10 protein-coding genes are annotated in these 23,348 nt (G+C 72.5%); 4 read left to right on the forward strand and 6 right to left on the reverse strand.

The annotated features are described in order from the left end of the window. Window positions 1-142 precede the first annotated feature (142 nt). Window positions 143-13,828 carry a hypothetical protein gene (locus tag ACGFZQ_RS34775; protein WP_393843694.1) on the forward strand — a complete coding sequence of 4,562 codons (13,686 nt, stop codon included), beginning with the start codon at window positions 143-145 and terminating at the stop codon, window positions 13,826-13,828. 38 nt (window positions 13,829-13,866) lie between these two features. After that, a complete protein-coding gene (locus tag ACGFZQ_RS34780) occupies window positions 13,867-16,389 on the forward strand; it encodes a right-handed parallel beta-helix repeat-containing protein (RefSeq protein WP_393843695.1) in 2,523 nt (840 codons plus the stop codon). 27 nt (window positions 16,390-16,416) lie between these two features. Here ACGFZQ_RS34780 and ACGFZQ_RS34785 read toward each other — a convergent pair whose 3' ends face one another. Then, entirely contained in the window at window positions 16,417-16,971 is a 555-nt protein-coding gene (locus tag ACGFZQ_RS34785; RefSeq protein ID WP_351734661.1) for a cysteine hydrolase, read from the reverse strand. 139 nt (window positions 16,972-17,110) lie between these two features. Here ACGFZQ_RS34785 and ACGFZQ_RS34790 point away from each other — a divergent pair, with 139 nt between their 5' ends. Then, complete coding sequence (locus ACGFZQ_RS34790) at window positions 17,111-17,749, forward strand: TetR/AcrR family transcriptional regulator (RefSeq protein ID WP_393843696.1); 639 nt, start codon at window positions 17,111-17,113, stop codon at window positions 17,747-17,749. Window positions 17,750-17,767: 18 nt separating this feature from the next. Here the strand turns inward: ACGFZQ_RS34790 and ACGFZQ_RS34795 are convergent, their stop codons facing one another. Next, complete coding sequence (locus ACGFZQ_RS34795) at window positions 17,768-18,406, reverse strand: HD domain-containing protein (RefSeq protein WP_351734657.1); 639 nt, start codon at window positions 18,404-18,406, stop codon at window positions 17,768-17,770. 102 nt (window positions 18,407-18,508) lie between these two features. Between ACGFZQ_RS34795 and ACGFZQ_RS34800 the strand changes: the two genes are divergently transcribed. Beyond that, the gene (locus ACGFZQ_RS34800; protein WP_393843697.1) at window positions 18,509-19,471 is read left to right on the forward strand and encodes a GlxA family transcriptional regulator; all 963 of its coding nucleotides are present in this window, start codon (window positions 18,509-18,511) and stop codon (window positions 19,469-19,471) included. Window positions 19,472-19,615: 144 nt separating this feature from the next. On the opposite strand, the gene ACGFZQ_RS34805 is transcribed toward ACGFZQ_RS34800, so the two are convergent. Genes ACGFZQ_RS34805 through ACGFZQ_RS34820 form a run of 4 tightly spaced genes read right to left on the reverse strand, consistent with a single transcriptional unit; the run spans window position 19,616 to window position 23,318 of the window. Next, window positions 19,616-20,485: an alpha/beta fold hydrolase gene (locus tag ACGFZQ_RS34805; RefSeq protein WP_393843698.1), complete on the reverse strand. Its 870-nt coding sequence runs from the start codon at window positions 20,483-20,485 to the stop codon at window positions 19,616-19,618. Window positions 20,486-20,524: 39 nt separating this feature from the next. Next, the gene (locus ACGFZQ_RS34810; protein ID WP_393843699.1) at window positions 20,525-21,712 is read right to left on the reverse strand and encodes a cytochrome P450; all 1,188 of its coding nucleotides are present in this window, start codon (window positions 21,710-21,712) and stop codon (window positions 20,525-20,527) included. Window positions 21,713-21,751: 39 nt separating this feature from the next. Then, on the reverse strand, window positions 21,752-23,119 hold the full coding sequence (locus tag ACGFZQ_RS34815; protein ID WP_393843700.1) for an NAD(P)/FAD-dependent oxidoreductase: 1,368 nt from the start codon (window positions 23,117-23,119) through the stop codon (window positions 21,752-21,754). Continuing rightward, window positions 23,109-23,318: a ferredoxin gene (locus ACGFZQ_RS34820; protein WP_351734647.1), complete on the reverse strand. Its 210-nt coding sequence runs from the start codon at window positions 23,316-23,318 to the stop codon at window positions 23,109-23,111. Before ACGFZQ_RS34820 ends, ACGFZQ_RS34815 begins: the two co-directional genes overlap by 11 nt. Between the last annotated feature and the right edge of the window lie 30 nt (window positions 23,319-23,348).

The following is a 23,348-nucleotide window of genomic DNA, read 5'->3' on the forward strand; positions in this document are numbered from 1 at the left end:
AGTTGGACCACGCCACAGGCGTCCCGCCGGTTCACCGGGAACGGCGGGTGTAACCCACATCACGTGAACCGCGGCGGGCGCTGTGGCGTGGTCAGTTGGGGAGTGACCGCCCCGAGCCCCGCAGCTTCCGGGAGGAACCCGTATGCCACGCCCGACCGACTGGAACGCGATCGGGCTCGACAGCGATCCCACGCCGGGCGAACCCGATCAGATCCGGACGCTGTCCACCGAGCTCAACCACCTCGGCTCCGAGGCGCGGCGGATCAGCACGGCGATCGACGCGGTCATGAACACCGCCGGGGACAGCGTCTTCGTCGGCGAGGCCGCCAACGCCCTGCGCGACAAGGTCAACGACCGGCTGCGCGGGCACGTCGAGGACGTGGCACAGTCCTTCGAGAGCGCGGCGACCGCGCTGAACACCTGGGCGGACAAGCTCGTCGACCTCCAGTCCCGTGCCGACGGCGCGCTCAACTCGGGCCGGGGCCTGTCCGAGGACGACCCGAACAGGGAGACCTACGCCTCTACGGCACGGCAGGCCGGCACCGAGCACAGCGAGGGCGCCTCGGCCGCGGCCGGCAGCATCTCGGGGGTCTCCAACATCCAGCTGCCGATCTCCAAGTGCCAGCTGTTCTGGGAGGCGTTCCAGTGGCTGGCGATCATCCTGATCGTGCCGGCGCTGATCTTCGGCGGGCCGATCGCGCTGCTCGCCCTCGGCGTCAATCTGACCCTCTTCATCAAGACGATCGTCGACTTCGCCAACGGTGACGCCAGCTTCCTGGACCTCTTCCTCGCCGGGCTCGGCATCCTGGCGCCCACCACCAAGGCGCTGCCGATCTTCCAGATCATCAAGGGCGTCACCACGACGGCCTTCGCCAAGGGCTTCGCCAACATCGCCCGGGGCACCTTCCAGGCCCTGCGCAACCTGTTCACCAACGGCTTCCGCCCCACCACCCTGCTGCTCGGCCTGAAGGACCTGGTCAAGCTGGGCAGCACCTGGGTCTACAAGGGCGGCCTGTGGGTGCTGGACGGCATCCACAACCTGCCCGGCGTCATCGGGCGCGGGGTCAACTCGGCCGGCCTGACGATCGTGCAGGGCATCAAGGGGATCCCCGGGTTCGTGCGCGGGCTGCCCGAGACGTTCTCCAAGGGCTGGCAGGCGACCAAGACCTGGGTGGGCCAGGAGTTCGGCGGCACCAAGTGGCTGCGGATCTTCCTGCCGGTGGACGCGGCGGAGATCGGCGAGTACGGCTTCGCGCGCGCCCTGCGGATCAGCCTCTTCGACCGCGGTGTGCTCGGGCAGCACGTCTTCGGCGCCCCGATCACCAGTAGCATCGGCCGCACGATCAGCTCGGTCCCGGTCGACCCGCGTACCGTCGACGCGCTCGTCGACATGCCGCGCATCCAGCTGAACGAGGTGCGGTTCGGGGCGGGTTCGGGTCAGAGCAGCATCCGGAACCTCGACCTCAACCTGCCCAGCACCCATCTGGACGTCACCTCGACCCTGCGTCCGCCGTCCCTGAACCTGGGTGACGTGGGCGCCATCGCCCACCGCGGCAACTTCGGCGTGCACGCGGCGCGTACGGTGGACGCGCTGGTCGACATGCCCCATGTGCAGCTCGGCAACGTCCACGTGGAGAACTTCGGCGCGCTGGGCGGGCGTTCGGACGTCGGGGTGAGCGTGGGCGCCACGCCGACCGTCACCACCGCCTCCGGCCTCCACCTTCCCGCGTCGGCCGGAGTCCCCGGCGCCACCCACGGCCTCACCAACACGCCGGTCACCGGCGTCACCGGCGGCGCCCACACCACGCTCACCGGGCTGCACCCGACGCCGACGAACCTGACGTCCACCGCCGACGTTCTGCTGCCGGGCGGGGCGCACAACGGCACGCATGTGCCGGGTACGACCGTCCTCACCGGCACCCACGCCACCCCGCCGCCGGTCGCCGGCACGCTCGGTGACATCTCCACCGGAAACCCGGCCGCGGTCACGCTGCACTCCGCGCTCACCGGCAACCCGGGCGTCGGCACCGTCCACGCGCCCGGCACGCCCGGCCTCGGCACCGTCCACACCACCCTGACGGGCACCCCCGGCACGAACGTGGCGCACACCGCACTCGACTCGGCCCCGACGCCCGGCGCCCCGCACGACGTGACCGCGCCGAACAACCTGCTCACCGGCCCCACCACGGTGACCCACCCCTCCCCGACCGGCATCGGGCACGGCGGGCCGGGCAGCGTCGACGCCGGGACCTCGGCCTTCGACCTGCTGGCCGGCACCCGCCACAGCACGCCCAACACCCCCGTGGCCCCCGGCACCGGCAACGCCCTGGCCGACCGCACCACCAGCGCCCTGTCGGCCAACCAGACCCGGCTGCACCTCGACGAACTGGTCCAGAGCCCCGGCACCCCGCACCCCGACACCCCGCCGCAGCAACTGCTGCACAACACGACCACGACACCCCCGGTCGGCCCCGAGCGGCTCACCACGAACCCGGCGGGCGTCACGACCCCGGACCGGCTCACGGCGAACCCCGGGAACGCCGGCACCCCCGACCGGTTCACCGGCAACGGCGCCCCGCACGACCCGGCACCCGTCTCCCCCGGCGGCTCCGGGCACCCGGGCGCGCACAGCAACAGCGCCGCCCTCGACCTCGTCGACACCGGCCGCAGCGCCCGCACCACCGACAGCCCCGCCTTCGCCGGCACGCCCACACACACGGACGCCGACAAGGGCCTGGCCGGCTCGGCCAACGGCACCTCGGCACATGTCCCCGAGAACCTGCCGATCCACGCCGCCCCCGCCCCGCCCGCGACCCACACCCCGCTGCCGCCGGGTCACTCCTCCCCCGCGCCGGCCGTCCACACCGCCGACAGCACCAGCGCGTTCGACGATCTCCTCAAGACCGACGACGTCATCAAGGTCCCGGGCGACCACCAGCTCGCGGTCAAGGCACCGCGCCGCGGCACGCCCGAACTCCACGGCAGTGCCGTGGAGTCGGGCCTGTACACCGTGGAGAAGCAGGGCTTGGGCTTCGTCGTGCGAAAGCTCGACGTCGTCGGCGGCACCGTGGTGCACAGCTGGACGTTCAAGCGGATGGGCCCCGTCAGGCTCGCCGAGGAAACCGTGCGGTTCGGCGACGGCCCGTTCAGCGGGGTGAGCGTCAAGGTCGCGGACAAGTCCGTGGGTTCCGTGAGCGACGGCGTCGGCACCTGGCCGGCGAAGCTGGGCGGCGAGGACGAGATCGTCGTCGCCTCGACGTCCGGCACCCATGTCTACAGCCGCTCCACCGGCGACCTGCTGCGCTCGTCCACCCCCGACATCGCCCTGCCCCCACGCCCGGCCGGGCTCTCCGGCACGTCCGCGGACAGCTGGGACGCCGCCGCCCACGCGGCCCGAGGCCACATGGGCAAGGCCGCCACCGACAAAGAGACCAAACTGTTCATGCAGGGCGTCATCGGTGGCGCCTTCACCTCGAAGAAGGGGTACGGCGGCTTCGTCAACCCCAGCGCCCTGGAGGCCAATCCGGGTCTGGTCGGCAAGGTCAAGGAGTTCAACAAGACCGCCAACGACCTGATGTTCGAGGGCCCCAACCAGCGCATGACCGTGTGGCGGGGCGTGTCCATGGACCCGCGGGCCGCCCAGGCCGACGTGTTCGTGGAGCGACTGCCCGCCTCGACCTCCAACAACCGCGCCTTCCAGGCGGAATGGGCGAAGAACGGCGTCAACAGCAACCGCGTCGTCTTCGAGATCGACGTACCCGCCGACCACGGCAAACTCGCCATGGCCTACCCGCCCGGCTACCACAAGGCCGCCGACGACGCCCTCGCGCTCAACCAGGACCAGTGGGAGATCACCCTCTCGCCGACCCGGCTGGTGCGGACCGGGCCGGCCCGGGTCGAGGACGGCATCACGGTCGTCCCGGTGCGCGCCGAACAGATCCCGGAGGGTCAGCTCGAGAAGCTCATCAACGAGAAGTGGTCCGGGCTGCAGTCGGGCGAAGCGTTCGAGGACTTCGGCCGCGCCTTCGGGCAGGACGCGATGCGCCGCTGGGAGGGGCTCGGCGACGCGATCGTACGGGAGGGCGGCGACGGCCCGAACGTGAAGACGTTCACGGTGAGCCGGCCCGGCTTCGCCGACGAGATGACCGTCACCGTCACCCACAAGGTGGACGACAACGCGGTCTCCGTCACGATCACCGGCGGCGACCGCACCTTCACCAAGGAGTGGAGCGGCACCGGCTTCAACGACCTCGCCGCGGACCTGCGTGGCCACGTCCTGCACAACAACGAGCTGCTCAGCTCCCTGCCGACGCCCACGTCATGGGGCAAGGAGCTGCCGAGCCCGGTCCACACCGCCTCCCCCGCGGACACCCCCGTCCCGAGCCCGGCCGCCTCCGCGACTCACACGGACACCGCCGTCCCCAGCCCGGCCGCCTCCGCGGCTCACACAGACACCACCCCCGTCCCCAGCCCGGCAGCCGCGACGGCCCACACCGACACGCCCGTCCCCAGCCCGACCCGGAGCACCCCCGACACGACGCCGACGCCGCGCCCGGACACCCCGCACTCCGGTGGTCAGGAGCTGCCCGGGCGCGGGCCCCGGCTCACCCCGGCCGAGATCGAGCAGGCGTGGTTCCGGGACGGCGAACGGGTCGACGCGCTCTTCGGCCACCTCGACGACCCGCTGCGCGGGGCCCGCCGCGAGGCGTGGCGGGACCATGTGCAGGCACGGTACGACCTGGGCCGAGCCGAGGACCTGCTGCCGCACAACGGGCAGGCGGGCAGCTCCCGCGGCCCCACGCCCGACGAGATCCGCGCCCGCGAGAACGTCGACGCCGCCCAGCAGCGGTACGACGCCACCCACCACCGCCTGACCGAACTCGGCGTCGACCCGGTGCGGATGGAGGCCGACCTCGGCGCCCTGCGCCAGCTCAGCCTGAAGGAACGGCCCCGGCTGCTCGGCGGCACGGTCACCACGGCGAACGAGGCGACTCCCCCGCCCGCGGTCGCCGCCCCCGCCGTCCACGGCGAGACGGGCGCGGCCTCCGTGACACCGCCCAGGCGGCTGAACGAGATCCTGACCGACCAGACCAAGGCCCATCAGGAACTGCAGCAGGCGGAGATCAAGCAGACCCAGACCGGCAAGGACGCCGACAAGATCGCGGAAGCCAAGGCGAACCTGACCGAGGCGGACACGAAGTTCAAGGACGCCACCCGCGAACTCGACGAGGCTCTCCAGCACGAACTCGGCAACCGCCTGCTCTCGCAGCGTGAACTGAACCAGCTCGTCGACCAGTTCGCGGGCGCCGGCGACATCGACCGGGCCCGGGCGCTGCAGACCCATGCACGGGATCTGGACGCCGGCTCCCGCGGCGCGGGCGACGGCCCCGTCCGCGCGGACCAGTTCATCCGGACCGGCGAGGAGATCCAGTCCCAGTCGGTCACGGTGCAGCGGCTCGCCAACGAACTCGAGACCCTGGTGAAGGCGGGCACGACTCCCCACAGTGAGCTGAAGGGCCTGGCCAAGGGGCTTGAGAACGCCGCCAAGGACCTGGACGCGGCCCTCCAGGGCCATGTCACGGACGCCGCCCGCTTCGGGGGCACCTACACGCTGCGCAACCAGCACACGCCCGTCGCCGCCGTGGCCCACCATCTCGCCGAGCTGGTCGACGACGCCGTCAAGGCGGCGAAGCCGGGCGACGACCTCGTACTCAAGGGCTTCCTCGGCACCGACGCCTCGGTGGAACGGGTCCAGCGCGGCATCCCGAACCTCCTGCGGCGCTACCGCGAGAACCAGGCGTTCGGCGAGGTGCACAGTGGGTCGCAGTGGAAGGCGGTACTGCCCGGGACCGAGGCCCAGTGGCAGAAGGTGTTCGAGGACTTCGACGGCTTCGACAAGCTGTCCAGATCCCAGCAGCACGACTTCGTGCGCAAACTGTCCGAGAAGAACATCGCGGACCTGCGTGCCGACGTCGACGGCCTGCTGAAGGAGCTGCCGGAGGCGGACCGTCTGAAGTTCCAGCAGCTGCGGGACAAGCTCGAGAACCTGCCCTACCGGATCAAGCACGCCACTCCGGCCTACCACGCCATCGCCAACAGCGGTGTGATGTCCTCCCAGGGCGACCTGACCCGCCGGGGCGTCAAGTTCCTCGCGTCCGGCAAGAGCTCGGCGAAGAACACCTCCAACCTGGGCAACGACGACTTCGTGTTCTTCCGTATGGAGGTCGGCGACAAGCCGATGGCGACCCGGTACGGGCCGACCACGCTCGTCTTCGACGCCAAGGTCCTGGAGGAGAAGGGCGGCTGGGTCTCGCTCCACGACCAGCTGCACCCGCTGGACCGCGACACCATGAACCAGCTGAAGGTCGGCGACGACGTCGTGCGCAGCGCGAAGTACGACGACGGCTTCGACGAGGTGGGCAAGCGGGGCCGCTGGACGTACGAGTACCCCGACCACAGCACCCGGCAGGTCTCCTTCGAACAGGAGGTCTTCCACGGCGAGCACGTGCAGGAGGCGCTCGCCCTGTCGGTGGTGCGCGAGGTCCACCTCATCGGCGGCGCCTTCAAGGACGACGTCTTCAAGCTGCTCGCCGACACCGCGAGTCCGGAGGAACTGGGCTCGGTCATCTCCAAGCTGTACCGGCCCGAGGCGAAGTTCGGCTCGGGGCTGCCCATCAACCCGTTCGAGAGCCATGCCACGAGCGAGTGGCCGTCGCCGCTCGCGGTCCATGACGCGGACGGCGACGGACGCTATCTCGCCGACGGCACGGTCGACCCGGCCGCACGGGCCGCCGGCAAGGCCTTCGACGACGCGTCCGACCGGGTGCGGCAGGCGGACAACGCGGTCAAGAGCGGCAACAACAAGGCGCTGCGCTACAACCTCAACAAGGCGCAGCCGCACGCCGAGCAGTCGGTCAAGTTGACCCAGGAGTTCCACGCGGCCTCAGTCGGCGAACGCAAGGAGATGGCGAAGACCCTGCTCGACCAGCGTGAGCAGCTCCTCAAGGACATCAACACCCGCCTTGCCGACCTGAAGCCACAGGCCAAGCCCGAGGGTGCGAAGCCGCAGCCCAGGCCGGGCAAGAACCAGGGCGCCGGAACCTCCTCGTCGGCCGCCGGGGCGAACGGCCCCAACCTGAACGAACTTCCGCAAGGGGCCGAGGACGCACTCAAGGGTGTAGCCGGCATCACCGACCAGATGAAGAAGATGGTCCGGGCACTCGCCAACTCGGACGGCTTCCGGTCCCTGCCGGACTCCAAGGTCGGCACGCATACCACGGCCGCCGTCGACCTGGGCAGGAACGCCTTCGACAAGGCGTTCAAGCACCTGTCCAGGGCGGGACTGGTCCACGGTGACTCGGCCGGCCTCCACTTCACGGACGAGGGCCGCCGGCTGTTCCTGCCGCCGGGCGCCGAGACCAGGACAGCGGCGCCGCCCCTGTCCGGCGCGACCGACGTCCACACGACACCGGCCCACGCCCAACCCCAGCTCCCCCACACCCAGTCGGGCCCCGACACCAAGGCCCCCGCGCTCACCGGCGACGGCATCCCGTCCCACACCCCGGACACCACCTCACCGGCGCCCCACCACGCCGACACGGACACCACGTCCCCAGCACCCCATGACCACGACACCCACTCCCCGGCGCCGCACGGCACCGACACGCAGTCCCCGGCGCCGCACCGTATCGGCTCCGAGACGGCTCCGCCGCTGATCAAGGAGAGCGACACCACCGTCCCGCGCTCCCCGAACCACGGTGCCGCCACGCACCCCCTCGACGCGGAGACCACGCCGCAGCACCTCTCCGACACCACCATCACACCGCACCGTCCGACCGGGACCGAGACGGCGACCCTCCAGCCGCACCCGCTCGACACCGGCACGCCTCCGTCCCGTCTCGCGGAGACCGACACCACCACACCGCGCCTCGCCGACACCGAGACGCGCACACCCCACCTCGCGGACACCGACACCACCCCGCCCCACCCCACCGAAACCGACACCACCCCGCCCCGTCTCACCGAATCCGACACGGCCGCGACGCATCTCGACGACATCCACTCGGCCGTGCGCCACCGTGGCGAGAACGGCGACTTCGCCTCGATGCCTCCGCGGGACGACACGCGGCTCGGGGGTGACCGGTCCGCGCGGCCGCTCGGTGACGCCGTGCTGGACGACGTGCTCAGGCCGCCCCGGCGGACCGGCGACACCACCGGAACGACGGCGCCCGGCACCGCTCACCCCGCCGCGCCCGACCTCCTCGACCGGGCCGCCTTCCGCCGCAACACGTACCGGGAGAACGGCATCCGCGCCCGCTCACAGATCCGGTACGTCGACCGTGCCCTGGACGCCTTCCACCACGTCCCCGCCGACCAGTTGGCGCGACGGGCCCAGGCACTCGACGACCTGGCCGACGCCGCCGGGCGCTTCCTGCGGGACCGCCCGGACTCGGTCCGCCGGGCCGGAGTGGAGCAGCTGCTGAACCAGGTGCGGGCCGAGGCGAACGCCTACCGGCTGCTCGACGACTTCCGGCGGCTCGGCGACGGCGCGGACGGACTGGCCGGCCGCACCCGTACCGCCCTCATCGCCGGCGGCACGACCCCGCACACGCAGACCAGGCTCCAGACGATGCTCGACGGCCTGGACAGGTCCGCACAGGCCCAGCGGCAGAACGACGCCCTGAGCCTGCTGGACGGCACCCCGCCGCTCCGGAACACCGGTGACACCACCCTCGCCGCACCCGCCCGGCTCGACAGCGACACCACCCCCGCCACACCCTCCCGGCCGGACCGCGGCAAGGGTCCGGCCGCGCCCTCCCGGCAGCCCGGCGAGACGCCGTGGGCGGAGGATTCGGCGCGGTTCGACGAACTCCTCGGCGGCGACGGCCGTCCGTTCCGCGAGGCCTGGGTCGAGCTGTCGTCCGCCCGGATCGAACTGAACCGGGTCGAGGATCTGCGCGGCGGCCCGGGCGGAGCCAGCACATCACGGACGGTCAGCACCTTCGACGTCCAGCTCAACCACGAACTGGTCGCCGCTCAGGACCGGTTCCGCACCGCCTACCAGAACCTGGAGGCCCTCGGCATCCATCCGACCGAGATCCAGGCCCGGGTCCACGAGATCCAGGTGGCGGCCACCCACCGCGGCGCCACGCTCGGCGCGGGCAAGCTCGACACGCTCCCCGACACCGCCCCGCCCGCGGTCAACCACGTCGCTCTCAACAACTCGGGCGTGAGCGGGCCGAACGGGCTGACCATCGAGCGGAGCGTGGCCCAGGACAACACGGTGACGCTGCGGGTGGTCGACCCGCAACTGCACCCGGACCCGCTGCGCACGGTCGTCGCCCGGCCGGACGGCGGTTTCGACGTCCGGCACACTCCGTCCGACACCGTCACCACGTACACCGCGAACGGCGACCGGATCGCCGACGACATGCCGCTGTACGGGCCCGACGGCCGGCCGACGGGACTGCGTCTGCACACGGATCTCAACGGTCACGGCCTGCGGCAGACCATGACGGTGGGCGGCCCCGGCGCGGACCGGCTGACCGCCTTCCCGCTGCCCGGCGACGCGGCGCGGATCACCCATCTCGACACCGGCGTCACCCATCGCGTGGACGCCCTGGGTCTCCGGCTCGACGAGGGCGTCCAGCTCACCGGCCGGGACGGCGTCCCCGCCGGGACGGACCGGGTGTGGGTCACCGACGGCGCCGGCGTCCATGTCACCGATCTCGCGGGCAACCGTCTGGACCTGCGGGTGCAGGACCTGGGTGACGGGAAGGGCATCAGGGTCACCGACGAGACGACCGGGGTGTCCGTACGCCACGACGGCCAGGGCCGCCTCCAGGAGACCGGTGTCGCGCTGACCGACCCGCAGGGCACCCGCGGGCAGCGGTTCCTGGCCGACGACGGCACGGGCCGCTTCACCCTGACCGACACGTCCGGCACCCGGCAGACCCAGACGGTCACCACGCTTCCCGGCTCCACCGGCTTCCGGGTGACCGACGAGACGAGCGGCGCGACCAGCAGGTTCACGGCCGACGGCCGCTACCAGGACACCGGCCTCGCCCTGTTCGATCCCGCGACGAACACGCGCGGCGGCCGCATCGCCGTACCGGACGGCGCGGGCGGTCACCGTCTCACCGACACGGCGGGGCAGCCGCTGCCCCAGCGGGTGGTCGCGGTCGGCGGCAACCGGCCGCGCACGATCGACGGCATCACCGGCGAGTCCGTGCTGTACAACGCCCAGGGCCGGCCGGTGAGCACCTCGACCGCGCTGGCCGACCCGGACGGCGGGCCGCGCGGCGGCCGGTTCGCCGAGCCCGACGGGGCCGGCGGTTCCCGTCTCACCGACGCCGACGGCAACCGGCTGCCCGACACCGTCACCGCGCTGGCGAACAACGGCGGTTTCCGCACCGTCCACGACACCGGCCACCGCACCTTCACGCTGAACGGCGACTTCGCGGGCGACGGTCTGCGGCTGACCGGACGGGACGGCGTACCGGCCGGGCATCTCGACCGGCCGCTCGGCGCGGCTCAGCACTGGCTGGACGACGCCTTCGCGCCGGACCCGGCACGAGCGGTCACCTTCGATGCGGCCGGCCGCATCGAGATCGCCCGACCCGGCGGCGGCCGGCAGGTCTTCGACCAGCACACCGGGCGGTTCGCCCACGAGACAGTCCCGCTGCCCGGCGGCGGCCACCGGACCACCCTGGCCGACACGTCGTTCACCCGGTACGACGGCCAGGGCGCCGTCACGGCCACCGGCACCCCGCTGCCCGTGGGCCACGGCGGACGCCACCTCGTCGTGGCTCCGCCGACCGCGCAGAACCCCGGCGCCTGGCTGGAGGACGCGGCGGGCGGCAGGCTCGCGCACTGGGACGCCGTCCGGCGGCCCGACGGCACCACGCGGATCGTCTTCAACGACCGGACCAGCCCGCGCCACGGCGAGTTCGTGCACCTGGCCGCCGACGGCAGCGTGGCCCGGCAGGGCTTCAACGTGCTGGACAACGGGCGGCGGACGGACTACCGGTACGTCGTCGACCACGCCACGGGCACCTGGGAGCGGACCACCAGGTCCGGTGCGCCGGTGGCGGCCGGGTCCTTCCACCACGGCACCGCCGACCTGTCCGGCGCCGCGGGCGGCCACATCAAGCTGCTCAACTCGACCAAGAAGCAGGTGCCGGTCTTCGAACGCCGGGTGCTGCCCGGTGCCTCCGGCGACGTGGTCGACTCCTTCCGCCGTACCGACACGATCGACTTCGCCCGCACCAACCCCCGTACCCCCTGGGTGCGCTGGGACGACACCGGCACTCCGCTCGGCACCGGCAGCCGGCACTACGACACGGCGGGCACCGGCTGGCGCGACACCGACGGCTGGGGCCGCACGGTGCGCGAGTACCGCGACGGGCTGCAGAAGTTCAACGGCCGGACCGGCCACACCCTGGGCGTCGACGACGGCAACGGGGCCTGGACCTGGCACCGTTACGACGGCGACGGCAAGGTGATCGCCTCGGGCCCACGGACCCGGGAGCGCATCGGCAGCGGCTGGACCGACCACACCGCGGACGGCCGTATCGCCCAGCGGCAGTGGGGCATGGCCGAATGGCCCGAGCGGGCCGGCCAGTACCAGGAACACGCCATGAACCCGGCCGACGGGACTCTCCGTGCCACCTGGGAACGGCACTCCCCGCACGGCAAGGAGGTCGGCAAGCACGAGGCCCTCGGCGACGGCTTCCTGACCACCGACCGCTGGCGCGAGCAGCGCCCGCCGACCTGGGTGCGCACCCGCTGGCTGACCGGCGCCGAGCACACCCGGCCGCCGTACGCCCATGTCCGGGGCGACGACACCTACCAGCTGTTCACCTGGACCAAGGAGGCGAACGACGGCACCGTCGCCGCCTCCGGTGTGCGGTACGTCGGCATGGACGGCAGTGCCCTGGACCTGGCCGCCGACGGCGGTTTCGCCCGCTTCAGCGGCAAGCTGCACGACGGCACCTCCCTGAAAGTCGGTGACCACGCCGGGCGTCCCGGCCACGCCCCGACGAACCCCACCGACCAGCCCTGGCAGGCCGGCAACGTCAGGGGCTATCGCGAACCGCTCGCGAACGACCCGGCGGGCAGGCTCTGGCAGGACGTGTACCAGGACGCCGGCGGCACCACCCGGATCGCCCGCGAGGGGCTGCCCGGCGGGGTCGTCCGGGAGTACACCGGCCTGCCGGAGCACCGTTTGTGGGTCGAGCGGGACCCGCACGGCAACCTCGTCGGCCAGAGTCACGCCAAGCCGAACCAGCCGGACCATGTGATCCAGGGTTCCGGCCGCGCCGACTCCGGCCGCTGGACCTGGCGCGAGCTGGACGCGAACGGCGCCCAGGTCGGCACCGGCGAGCGGGAGTTCTTCCGCGGCTCCACCGACTCCCGGCTGCCCTGGGACGACTCCTACCGGGACTTCGACGCCGACGGGCAGCTGGTCCGCGAGCGCCGGATGCTCGACTCGGGCAACCACGTGGACGCCTGGCGCGACACCAACGGCTGGTGGACCGCGAACGTCTTCAAGCGCGACGGCACGGCCCTCGACCCGGCCCTGGCCAACCAGGTCCGCCGCTGGTGGCACGACGGCACCTGGCAGGAGCAGTGGGCGCCCGGCGCCCGGCACTTCCGTGACTCGCTGCCCGGCACCGGTCAGGGCGCTCCCACCGTCCTGCGCGAGACCCCGCTGCACAACGGCGGTCCGCTGCGCGTGCGGGCGTACAGTACGACCATCACGCAGAACACCCCGGCCGGCTCGGTCTGGAAGGAGTTCGACCACGGCAGTGTGGTGCGGGAGCGCAAGGCCGACGGCGGCGGGTTCCTGGAGACCGACGCCTGGCGCGGCCAGTGGAACCGTTACAACAGGAACGGCGATCTGATCGCCCAGCGCACAGACAGTGGCCTGGTGTTCGAGCGGGACACGTTCAACACCTGGCGGCTGGTGGGCAACGAGTACGACTTCCGCGGCACGCTCACCGAGATCCGCGGCTGGGGTCGTACGACCCGTGAGGCCCAGCGCATGCCCTGGTCCGGCACCGTCCTGCCGGACGGCGACGCGGCGCTGCGCGAGGCGCGTTACGAGCCGTACTGGCAGAGTGTGGCCAAGAAGGCGGCGCTGGAGTTCGGTCAGGAGTTCATCCTGGAGTTCGGTGCGAACCTCGCCGTCAACGGGATCGTGGCCGCCGTCCAGAACAAGCCGTTCACCGGCAAGGACGCGCTCAAGTCGTTCGCCAACGCGGCGGTCGGCGCGACCATCAAGACCGGTCTGAGCACCGCGGTGCACGAGAACCGGGCTCTCGGGTTCGAGAATCTCGGCAAGTTCAAGGCCGGCATCGCCAACATCGACGGCGGCAAGCCCTGGACCCGGCGTCCCCTCAACCACGACAGGACCTGGGCCAACGAATGGGCGGGCAACGAGACGCCGACCCGCTGGCGAGCCGGTATCTACGACTACTCGTTCGGTCTCGTCGGCAGCGCGCTGTCCGGCTGGGTCAACGGCAGCATGAACGCGGCCGTGTGGGGCGTGACCAACGCCGACGGCCAGACCGTGAAGCTGCACGGCGGCGACGCGGTCTGGGAGGGCGGGATCAACGCCGCCGCCTCGGTCACCACGGCCGCCACCACCGGACTGGTCAAGAACGTGTTCGTGATGAGCGCGGGCAGCCGGCTCTTCCACCGCCAGGGCTTCGCCGACTTCTGGATCCAGCTACCCTTCAAGATCTTCGAGAAGTCGATCCAGTCGCTGTATCTGACCAGCGCCTACCGTGCGAGCATCAATCCCACCTATTACCAGGCACCATGATCGGGACAGCGGCGATCACCGAGACTTGAGGAACGTAGATGACCACCCGTCACACCGTGGCGCCCAAGGGTCAGGGCGGCCGGGGCGCGTACCGGACCATCGGCGAGGCGATACGCGCCGCCTCGCCCGGCGATCTGGTGGTGATCGCCCCCGGCACCTGGACCGAGAACCTGGTCCTGGACCGCGCGGTCGTGCTCACGGCGGAGCACGGCCGGAGCAGCGTCGTGATCGCGGCGCCGCCCGGTGAGGCGCCCGCGGTGGCCGTGGACGGCCCGGACTGCGCCCTGCACAACATCACCGTGTGGGGCTCCGACGCGGGCCGGCCCGCGGTGAGTGTGTCGCCCGGGGCCGGGCTGGTCCTGGAGGAGTGCTCGGTGGAGGGCGGCCGGGTGCAGGCGAAGGGCCCGGACGACGAGGAGGGCGGTACGACGGCGATCGTGCTGCGCCGCTGTCGTCTGGAGGGTGCCCGGCTGGCCGGTCTGCATCTGGCCGGTGGGGTCCGGGCACGAGTGGAGGACACGGCGGTCACCGGCGTCGACGGCACCGGCGTGGTGCTGTCCGGCACCGCGAGCCTGGACGCCGTGCGGCTGCGCCTGGAGCGCACGACCGGGTCCGGGGTGCGGCTGCGCGGCCGGTCCCGGCTGCGGCTGACCGACTCGGTGCTGGCGGGCAGCGGCCGGGCGGGACTGCTTCTCGAGGACGCCACCGAGGCCACCGCCGGGGAGTCGCGCATCGAGACGCCCGGGGCGGCGGGGGTGCATCTGACCGGGTCGGCGCGTGCCGAGCTGACCGACTGCAAGATCCGCGGCGCGGCCGCCAGCGGACTGGTGGTGCAGGAGACCGCGCGGCTCAGCGCGTCCGGCTGCTTCGTGGCCGACGCGGGCGCCAACGGTCTGCTGGTGACGGGTGCGGGCGAGGCGGACCTGGCGGACTGCCGGATCGACCGCAGTGCCTTCAGCGCGGTCCACCTGGCCGGTACGGCCGTGGGGCGGCTCGCCGACTGCCGGGTGCGCGGCGGCTCCGAGCACGGTGTGCACGCCACCGGCGAGGCCCGGATCGAGCTGACCGACTGCGGGATCATCGACGTCGCGATGACCGGGGTGAGCGTCCTGGAGCGGGCGGTGGCCACGCTCACCGGCTGCCGGGTCGCCGGGTCCGCCGCCGGGATCGGCATCGGCTCGCCCACCGGCAGCACGGTCGCCGACTCGACGGTGACCGGCACGAAGGAGATCGGCGTCCAGGTCGCCAAGGGCGCCGCCGCCTCCCTCGCCGGGATCCGGATCAGCGGCGCCGGGGCGGCCGGGCTGGTGGTCGACGAGGGCGCCGAGGCGACGGTGAACGGGGGCTGGGTCGAGAACTGCGCGGGCTCCGGTGCCGTCGTCTGGACCGGCGCCAGGCCTGAGATGACCGGGCTGCGCATCGACCGGCCGGGCAAGAACGGGGTGTTCCTGGCGGAGGGCGCGGGCGGCACGTTCACCGGGCTCGACGTCACCCGCGCCGGCTTCCCCGCCCTGCATGTCGCCGCGGGGGCCGACCCGGTGTTCCGGCAGTGCCGGGTCCGTGACTGCGCGGAGGCGCTGGGCACCGACGAGGGTGCCAAGCCGGTCCTGGAGGACTGCACGGCCGACGGCGTCCCGCTGACCTTCGGCACCCCGGCCGCGACGCCGGCGAACGGCACTCCCGGGACGGCGCCCTCCCCCAGGGCCGCGAAGTCCGCCGCAGCCGACACGGAGGAGCCGGAGGAGGAGAGCCTGGAGGACCTGCTCGGCGAACTCCACGAACTGGTCGGCCTGGAACGCGTCAAGCAGGACGTCGGCTCACTGGTCAAGCTCATGCAGACGGTCCGCCGCCGCGAGGAGGCCGGGCTGCCGGCCCCGCCGCTCAGCCGCCACCTGGTGTTCGCCGGCAACCCCGGCACCGGCAAGACCACCGTGGCCCGCCTCTACGGCCGTCTCCTCAAGGCCCTCGGGCTGCTGCGCCGGGGCCATCTGATCGAGGTCGACCGCACGGCGCTGGTGGGCGAGTACGTCGGCCACACCGGCCCGAAGACCACCGCCGCCTTCAACCGGGCGCTGGGCGGTGTGCTCTTCATAGACGAGGCCTACTCGCTGGCCCCGGCGCTGGCGGGCAACGACTTCGGTACCGAGGCCGTGGCGACCCTGGTGAAGCTGATGGAGGACCATCGCGACGACGTCGTGGTCATCGCCGCCGGATACCCCGGTGACATGCACCGCTTCATCGGCTCCAACCCGGGCCTCGCCTCCCGTTTCGGCCGCACCCTGCTCTTCGAGGACTACGAGTCCGCCGAACTGGTCTCGATCGTGGAGTTCCAGGCCGGGCAGCACCGTTACGAGCTGACGCCCACGGCCCGCACCGAACTCCTCGCCCTCTTCGAGGCCATGCCCCGGGGCGAGGGCTTCGGCAACGGCCGCTCGGCCCGGCAGATCTTCCAGGAGATGACCGAGCGCCAGGCCCAGCGGGTGGCCGAGCTGACCGCTCCGACCTCGGAGGAGCTGATCAGCCTGGAAGCCCACGACCTGCCCCACCCGGCCGCACACTGACGGCTCCGAGGCAGGACACGGCAGCCGTCAGAGTGCCGCCGCCCACGCGTCCACGGTCGTGACCTCCGCCTGCGTGGGGAACACCTTCTCGGTGAGCACCCGGTGGACCTCCGGGTCGGAGTCGAGGCAGCCGTCGGACAGGACGGTGAGTTCGAAGTCGAGGTCGGCGGCCTGGCGCAGGGTGGACAGCACGACGCCGCTGGTGGCGATGCCGGTGAGGACGAGGTGATCGATCTCGCCGGCCCGCAGCACCAGGTCTAGGTCGCTGCCGGCGAAGGCGCTGACGCGTCGCTTGGTCACGACGGTCTCGCCGGGTGCGGGCGCCACGTCGGGGTGTACCTGCGTGGTCGGGGCGTCGCCGGCGAGGCCGGCCGCGCGGCTCGGCATGGCGCCGAAGATCTTGTTGCGGGTGCTGATCTCCGGGTATCCGGGGCGGAAGCCGACGACCACGTAGATCACCGGGATCCCGCCCGCGCGGGCGGCGTCGATCGCCTTGGCGAGGCGCGGCAGGTAGTCGTCCGCGGCGAACCGGTCGGTGACGACCTGCTGGACGTCCATGACGAGAAGAGCTTGCTGAGGCACCGTCGATGTTCCTTTCCCACAGCCCCGTTAGTCATCAAGCGATTACTTGGTAACGTAGCCCCACCGCAAAGCCAAGTCAACGCACGATTACTTACTGGCGGGCCCCTGGGCCACGGGAACGTCCCTGAGAGGAGCAGACGTGTCAGCGGACGAGGCACCCTCGCACCCCGATCCGGTCAACCCGGTCGATCCGGCCGACGGCCGCCGGCGCCGGGACGCCACGGCGACGCGCCGAGCGCTCCTGCTGGCTGCCCGCGCCCGGTTCACCCGGCTGGGGTACGACCGCACGACGCTGCGGGACGTCGCCGCGGACGCCGGGGTCAATCTGGCGCTCGTCAAGCGGTACTTCGGCTCCAAGGAGGGCCTGTTCAAGGCCGCGCTGGCGTCGACGCCCCGGTTCCTGGGCGGCGAGGAGGAGTTCCCGCGCGGCCCGGCCGCCCTGGCCGAGGCGCTCAGCCGTCAGCTGGCGGCCGGGGCGTGGGCGGAGTTCGGCGAGCACCCGGTGCTGATGCTGTTGCGGGACTCCGGCGACGAGCAGGTGGCCGAGCTGCGCCGGCGGGCGCTGGAGGAGTTCGGCCGGCAGGTGCTCGAAGCGTCGGGTGCCCCATCGGCACCCGACGCTCTGCTCCGGGCGGAGCTGCTGGTCGCACTGGGGGTCGGCGTCGCCGTCGTACGCTCGGCGGTGGGTCTGCGGCCGCTGGCCGACGCGGCACCCGAGGACCTGGTGGGCCCGCTCCGTGACATCGTGGCCGCCCTGCTCGAACCCCCGCCGGGGTGACCTCCCACGGCGGCCCGGTCACTCGGGCCAGGCGGAGCCCTTGATGACCTCGACGAAGTCGCCGCGGCGGAAGCCGGGGACGTAGTGGGCCAGTACGTCGGCCTTGACGTTGCCGAAGGTGGTGTCGGGGCGGTCCTGGATGCCCTCGGTGAAGGCGGCGAGGATCTGGTTCTTGAAGTCCGGGCGCGGGTGCGCGGCGACGACCGAGGCGCGCTGCTCGTCGGTGACCTCGTGGTAGCCGATGCCCAGGACGTCCAGCTCGACCCCGCGTGTCACCAGGGCGATCTCGGGTGCCATGTGCAGCGGGATCTCCGGGGTGGTGTGCAGGGCGATGCTCGTCCAGACCCGGTCGGCGGGCTCGCCGGTGATGCCGTGGGCGTGCAGGAAGCGGCGGGCCTCGTCGGCGCCGTCGATCTCGAAACGCTGGTCGGTGCGGCGCAGGCTCTTGGTCAGCCCGAGGTCGTGGAACATCGCCCCCACGTAGAGCAGCTCGGGGTCGAAGGTCAGCCCCAGGGCCCGGCCGCGCAGCGAGCCCCACAGGAAGACCCGCCGGGAGTGGTCGAACACCAGCGGGGTGGCGACATCGCGCACCATGTCCGTGGCCTCCCGCACCAGGGCGGTGTCCGGGATACGTACGCCTGCGATCTCTTCGCTCATCGTCCTCAGCCTCCATACCGAATGGGTGATGTACCTCCAGGGTCCGCCGGGGGACGTAGGCTTGGCCATGTCACTGCTGCCAGGAAAACCACGGATTGGGACATGGCACATCGGGTGGGCTTCGTGGTCTTCGAGGGCGTGACCATGCTCGACGTCAGCGGTCCCTCGGAGGTGCTGCACCAGGCGGGCCGGCTCGCCGACCCCTATGAGCTGGTGCTGGTCTCGCCAAAGGGGGGCACGGTCACCACGTCCGCCGGGCTGGCGCTGACCGGCACGGTCCGGGCGGCCGACACCGGACCGGTCGACACGGCCCTGGTCGCGGGCGGCGACCGGCTGGCCGAGCGGCCGATCGAGGACGAGCTGCTGGCCACGGCCCGCGAACTCACCGAGCGGGCGCGCAGGGTCGCCTCCGTGTGCACCGGCGCGTTCGTGCTGGGCGAGCTGGGCCTGCTCGACGGCCGCCGTGCGACGACCCACTGGCGCCACGCGGCCACGTTCGCCCGCCGCTACCCCCGGGTCCGGGTCGAGCCCGACGCCATCCACATCCGTGACGGGCGCTACGTCACCTCGGCGGGCATCAGCGCGGGCATCGACCTCACCCTCGCCCTGGTGGAGGACGACCACGGCGCCGGCGTGGCCCGGGACATCGCCCGCGAACTGGTCGTCTTCATGCAACGCCCGGGCGGGCAGTCCCAGTTCTCCACCGCCATCACCACCCCACCGGCCCGCAACGACCTCCTCCGTACCCTGATCGCGTCCGTGCTCGCCGACCCGACCGCCGACCACAGCCTGCCCGCCCTGGCGGCGTCCGCCGCCGTAAGCCCCCGCCATCTGACCCGGCTGTTCCGCGCCGAACTGGGCACCACGCCCGCGCGCTGGGTCGAACGGGTCCGTCTCGACCGTGCCCAGCAACTCCTCCTCGAGGGCCACAGCGTCACCTCGGCCGCGCAGCACAGCGGTCTGGGCACCGACGAGACCCTCCGCCGCGCCTTCGCCCGCCACCTGGGCACGACCCCGACCCACTACCGCAGACGCTTCGCCACCACCAGCGGCAGCCGGGAGTAACCATCACCGGCGACGCGGCCGCACCGGCGGCCGCCACGATCCGGCGGCCGCGACCGGGACGCGACGGACCGGCTCGGGTCACGGACGGACCTGGCCACGGCGCCCATGGCCGCAAGGGGCCCGTCGGCGAGCCGGCCGAGGCCCCTAAGGGGCCCGGGTTCCCTCCACGAATCGCCGGAGGTGCGCGCGCACGGCGTCAGGCTGCTCCGACCAGGGTTCGTGTCCCGCACTCCCGATCCGGGTCAGCGGAAGCGCGAGTCGGCGCGCGAGTGATTCGAGGGCCGACAGCGGACGGGGGTCGTCGCTCCCGCCGAGGAGCTCCGCTCGCGCGGGCAGGCAGGCGCGCAGCTCGGCGAGGTGCCCATCGAGCGGGTCCGCGCGTTCCGCCGCGCCGAGCTCGTCGTTCATCACCCAGTTGACCGGGCGGCGCCGGCGGGCATCGCGCGCTGCCCGGCGCCACCCGCGTCCGGGATCGGCGTGGTCGGTGAACCAGGCCAGCGTGAGCAGTTCGGTTTCCTGCTCCTCCGTGCGGTGCGGCAACTCCTCCAACTCGCGGAGCCGTTCCCGCTGCGCGGCGGACATACGGCGCTCTCGCTCCGCCCGGTACCCGGCACGCCAATCGCCCACGAACGGCCCGCACATCAGCAGGACCGCCGCCACCCGGTCCGGGTGCGCCAGGCAGAACCGGCTCGCCAGATCGGTGCCGTAGGAGTGCCCGATCAACACGGCCTCGGGCACACCCCAGGCATCGAGTGACTCGGCGAGATCCTCGACATGCCGGGCCAGGGAATGGGCCCCCCGCCATGGGGACCGGCCGGTGCCACGCTGGTCATATCGGTACACGGGCGCGAGGTCCGCCACCATCGAGGCGACCTCACCCAGGTAGTCCGGGAGACCCGGGCCGCCGTGCAGCATCACCACGGGCGGCTGACGAGTCGTGTCCCCCAGCGCCGTCCAGCACAACCGCGCCCCGTCGGTCATCGACGTGAGGCCCTGCGTCTCCCTCAAGGTCACCGCGCAGAAGTTACCGGCCCGGAGGGGGTGGGAGGGGCTTCACAGTTGGATCGGCAGGTGGCGGGGGCCGCGCAGCATGGCGTTCTGGCGGTAGGGAGGCGGGTCCTGGACCAGGCTTGCCGTGCCGAGCACGGGGAGCAGTGCGCCGAGCGCGGTCTGGGCCTCCACGCGGGCGAGCGGTGCGCCGAAGCACAGGTGGATGCCACTGCCGAAGCCGAGGTGTTCGTTGTCCGGGCGGGTGGGGTCGAACCGGTCGGGATCGTCGAACCGTCGGGGGTCGCGGTTGCCTGACGCCAGCGCCAGGATGACGGAGGTGCCCCGGGCGACCGTGGTGCCGGCGACGGTGATGTCGGTGAGCGGGACGCGCTCGCGCATGTGGACCGGGGGTTCGTAGCGCAGGAGTTCCTCCACCGTCCGCGGCAGCAGGCCGGGGTCGCGGCGAAGGTGGTCCAGGTGCTCGGGGCCGCGCAGCAGCGTGAGCACTCCGTTGGTGATCAGGTTGACCGTCGTCTCGTGTCCCGCGATGAGCAACAGCATCGCGGTTTCGGCGAGTTCCTCCTGGGTGAGCCGCAGGGCCGGGTCCGGCTCGTTGACGAAGGCGGAGAGCAGGTCGTCGCCCGGGGCGCCGCGGCGCCGTTCGGCGAGGTTCACGAGGTACCCGCCCAGCTCGATCCGCGCTTGGTCGCCCGCCTCGTGCGTCCCGGCGGAGTCGTCGTCCTCGGGCTTGAGGTCGGCTGCCGCGACCAGCGCGTCGGACCAGGCCCGGAAGAGCGGCTCGTCCTCGCGTGGCACGCCGAGCAGGCGGCAGATCACCGTGACGGGCAGCGGGTACGCGAAGTCGTCGACGAGGTCGATCTGCCGGCCCGCCTCGAAGGGTTTCAGCAGTTCCTCGGTGATCCGGTCGATCTCGCCGCGCATGGCGTCGACATGGCCCGGGCTGTGCGGGGGCCCGAAGGGCCGCATGGCCAGCGTGCGCAGCCTGTGGTGCTCCGGGTCGTCAAGCCGCAGGAACGGCGGCTTGTGCGTGACTCGGCCGCGGATGCGGGGATCGGCGCTCATCCGCGGGTCGTGGAGCAGAGCGGCGATGTCGTGGTAGCCGCCGACCAGGCAGCTGCCGTCCGCCTGCCGCACCACGGGGCCGGCCTCCCGGAGTTCCGCGTACAGCGGGTAGGGGTTGGGGCGGCTGGCGTAGTCGGTGATCCGGGTCAGCAGGGTCTCGGAGTCCATGGTGGCTCCTCGTGGAGGGAGTCGTGGACGGGACGCGGGTCAGCGCGTCGGCTGCACCACGGCCAGTCGGCGGTCGGGCAGGTATCCGGTGAGCGCCACGGTGGGGCCGTGGGAGAGCACGGAAGGATCCGGCACGTCGGACGGGATCGGGACGTCGGCCGCGGTCGCCCGGTCCGCCGCACCCGGCGGAGGCGGGAACGGAGCGGCCGTCTCGATCAACTGCCGGTAGTAGTCGAGCGACTTGGCCATGTCGACGGTGACCGCGGCGGTGACCCGCCCCTGGTAGCCGTAGACCATGGCCAGGCGGCGCGCCTCCAGCGAGCCCTGGGCGATGACCACGTGGTCGGAGTAGGTGGGCACGCCCACCGACTTGATGTTGAGCCCGAACTGGGTCGACCAGAACGTCGGGATGGCCAGGTGCGGGCGCTGCAGCGGACCCGGACTGACCATGTTGTGGGCCGCCACCGCGGCCTGCTCGACCGCGTTTCCCCAGTGTTCCAGGGAGAGCATCTGGTACCCGAACAGCGGGTGCGGGAAGCGGGAGACGTCACCGGCCACGAAGACGTCGTCGGTGACGATCCCGTACATGGTGAAGGCGCGGCAGCCGGCGTCGCAGGCGATCCCGCGCGGGCCCGCCGCCAGCCCGGACTCCGACAGCCACTCGACGTTGCGGACCGCGCCCAGCGCCACGACGCAGACGTCGGCGTCGACGCGGCTGCCGTCGGACAACTGCGCGTGGGTGAAGGCCCCGTTCCCGTGCAGGGCGGTGACCGTCACCCCGGTCCGCAGGTCGACGCCGTGGTTGCGCTGCATGACGGCCGCGAGCTTCGCCAGGGTGCCGCCGAGGGCGCCCACCAGAGGCGCGGGGCCGCGTTCGGCGACGGTCACGGCCAGCCCGCGTTCCCGGCAGGCGGAGGCGATCTCCGAGCCGGTGAAGCCGCCGCCGATGACCAGTACCCGTTCCGGCCCGGCGGCCAGCCGCTCGGCCAGTGCCCCGCCGTCCTCGCGGGTGCGCAGGGTGAACACTCCGTCCAGGGCGGCTTCCTCGGGGTTGGGCCAGGGCCGGGCGCGGGTGCCGGTGGCGATCAGCAGCCGGTCGTACGGCAGCGGCTCGCCGTCCTCCAGCAGCACCTGCTTGGCGAGCATGTCCACGCCCGCGGCACGGACCCCGAGCCGCCACTCGGCGTCCGGATCGTGGCGCATCGGCAGCCCGGTGGTCTCCGCCGTCGCCTGCCCGAGCAGCACCTGTTTGGACAGCGGCGGCCGGTCGTAGGGCGGGTGGGGTTCGTCCCCGACCACGGTCACCGAGCCGGTGAAACCCTCCTCGCGCAGTCCCTCCGCGGCCCGCAGCCCCGCCAGCGACGCGCCGACGATGACGATACGGCCGTCCTTGAGGTCACCGGGCACCGTCGCTCACCTCCTCCCCGAGGAGGATCGCCTGCACCGGGCACGCGGCCACGGCCTGGCGCACCCGGTCCACCTGGTCGTCGGGGACGGCCGTGGCATACAGCAACCCCTCCTCCCCGTGCAGTTCGAACACCTGCGGTGCGAGGAAGACGCACTGTGCATAGCCCTGGCAGCGTGTGAGGTCCACGACGGTCCGCATCGCCACCACTCCCTCCGTTGCCGCACCCCC

The organism is Streptomyces sp. NPDC048254 (assembly GCF_043201895.1).
In the GTDB taxonomy this organism is placed as follows: domain Bacteria; phylum Actinomycetota; class Actinomycetes; order Streptomycetales; family Streptomycetaceae; genus Streptomyces.

Bases quoted from the DNA above. Each gene is read 5' to 3' on its own strand.
- ACGFZQ_RS34775 (WP_393843694.1), top strand. From the start codon at position 143: ATGCCACGCCCGACCGACTGGAACGCGATCGGGCTCGACAGCGATCCC.
- ACGFZQ_RS34780 (WP_393843695.1), top strand. From the start codon at position 13,867: ATGACCACCCGTCACACCGTGGCGCCCAAGGGTCAGGGCGGCCGGGGC.
- ACGFZQ_RS34795 (WP_351734657.1), bottom strand. From the start codon at position 18,406: ATGAGCGAAGAGATCGCAGGCGTACGTATCCCGGACACCGCCCTGGTG.
- ACGFZQ_RS34800 (WP_393843697.1), top strand. From the start codon at position 18,509: ATGGCACATCGGGTGGGCTTCGTGGTCTTCGAGGGCGTGACCATGCTC.
- ACGFZQ_RS34810 (WP_393843699.1), bottom strand. From the start codon at position 21,712: ATGGACTCCGAGACCCTGCTGACCCGGATCACCGACTACGCCAGCCGC.
- ACGFZQ_RS34820 (WP_351734647.1), bottom strand. From the start codon at position 23,318: ATGCGGACCGTCGTGGACCTCACACGCTGCCAGGGCTATGCACAGTGC.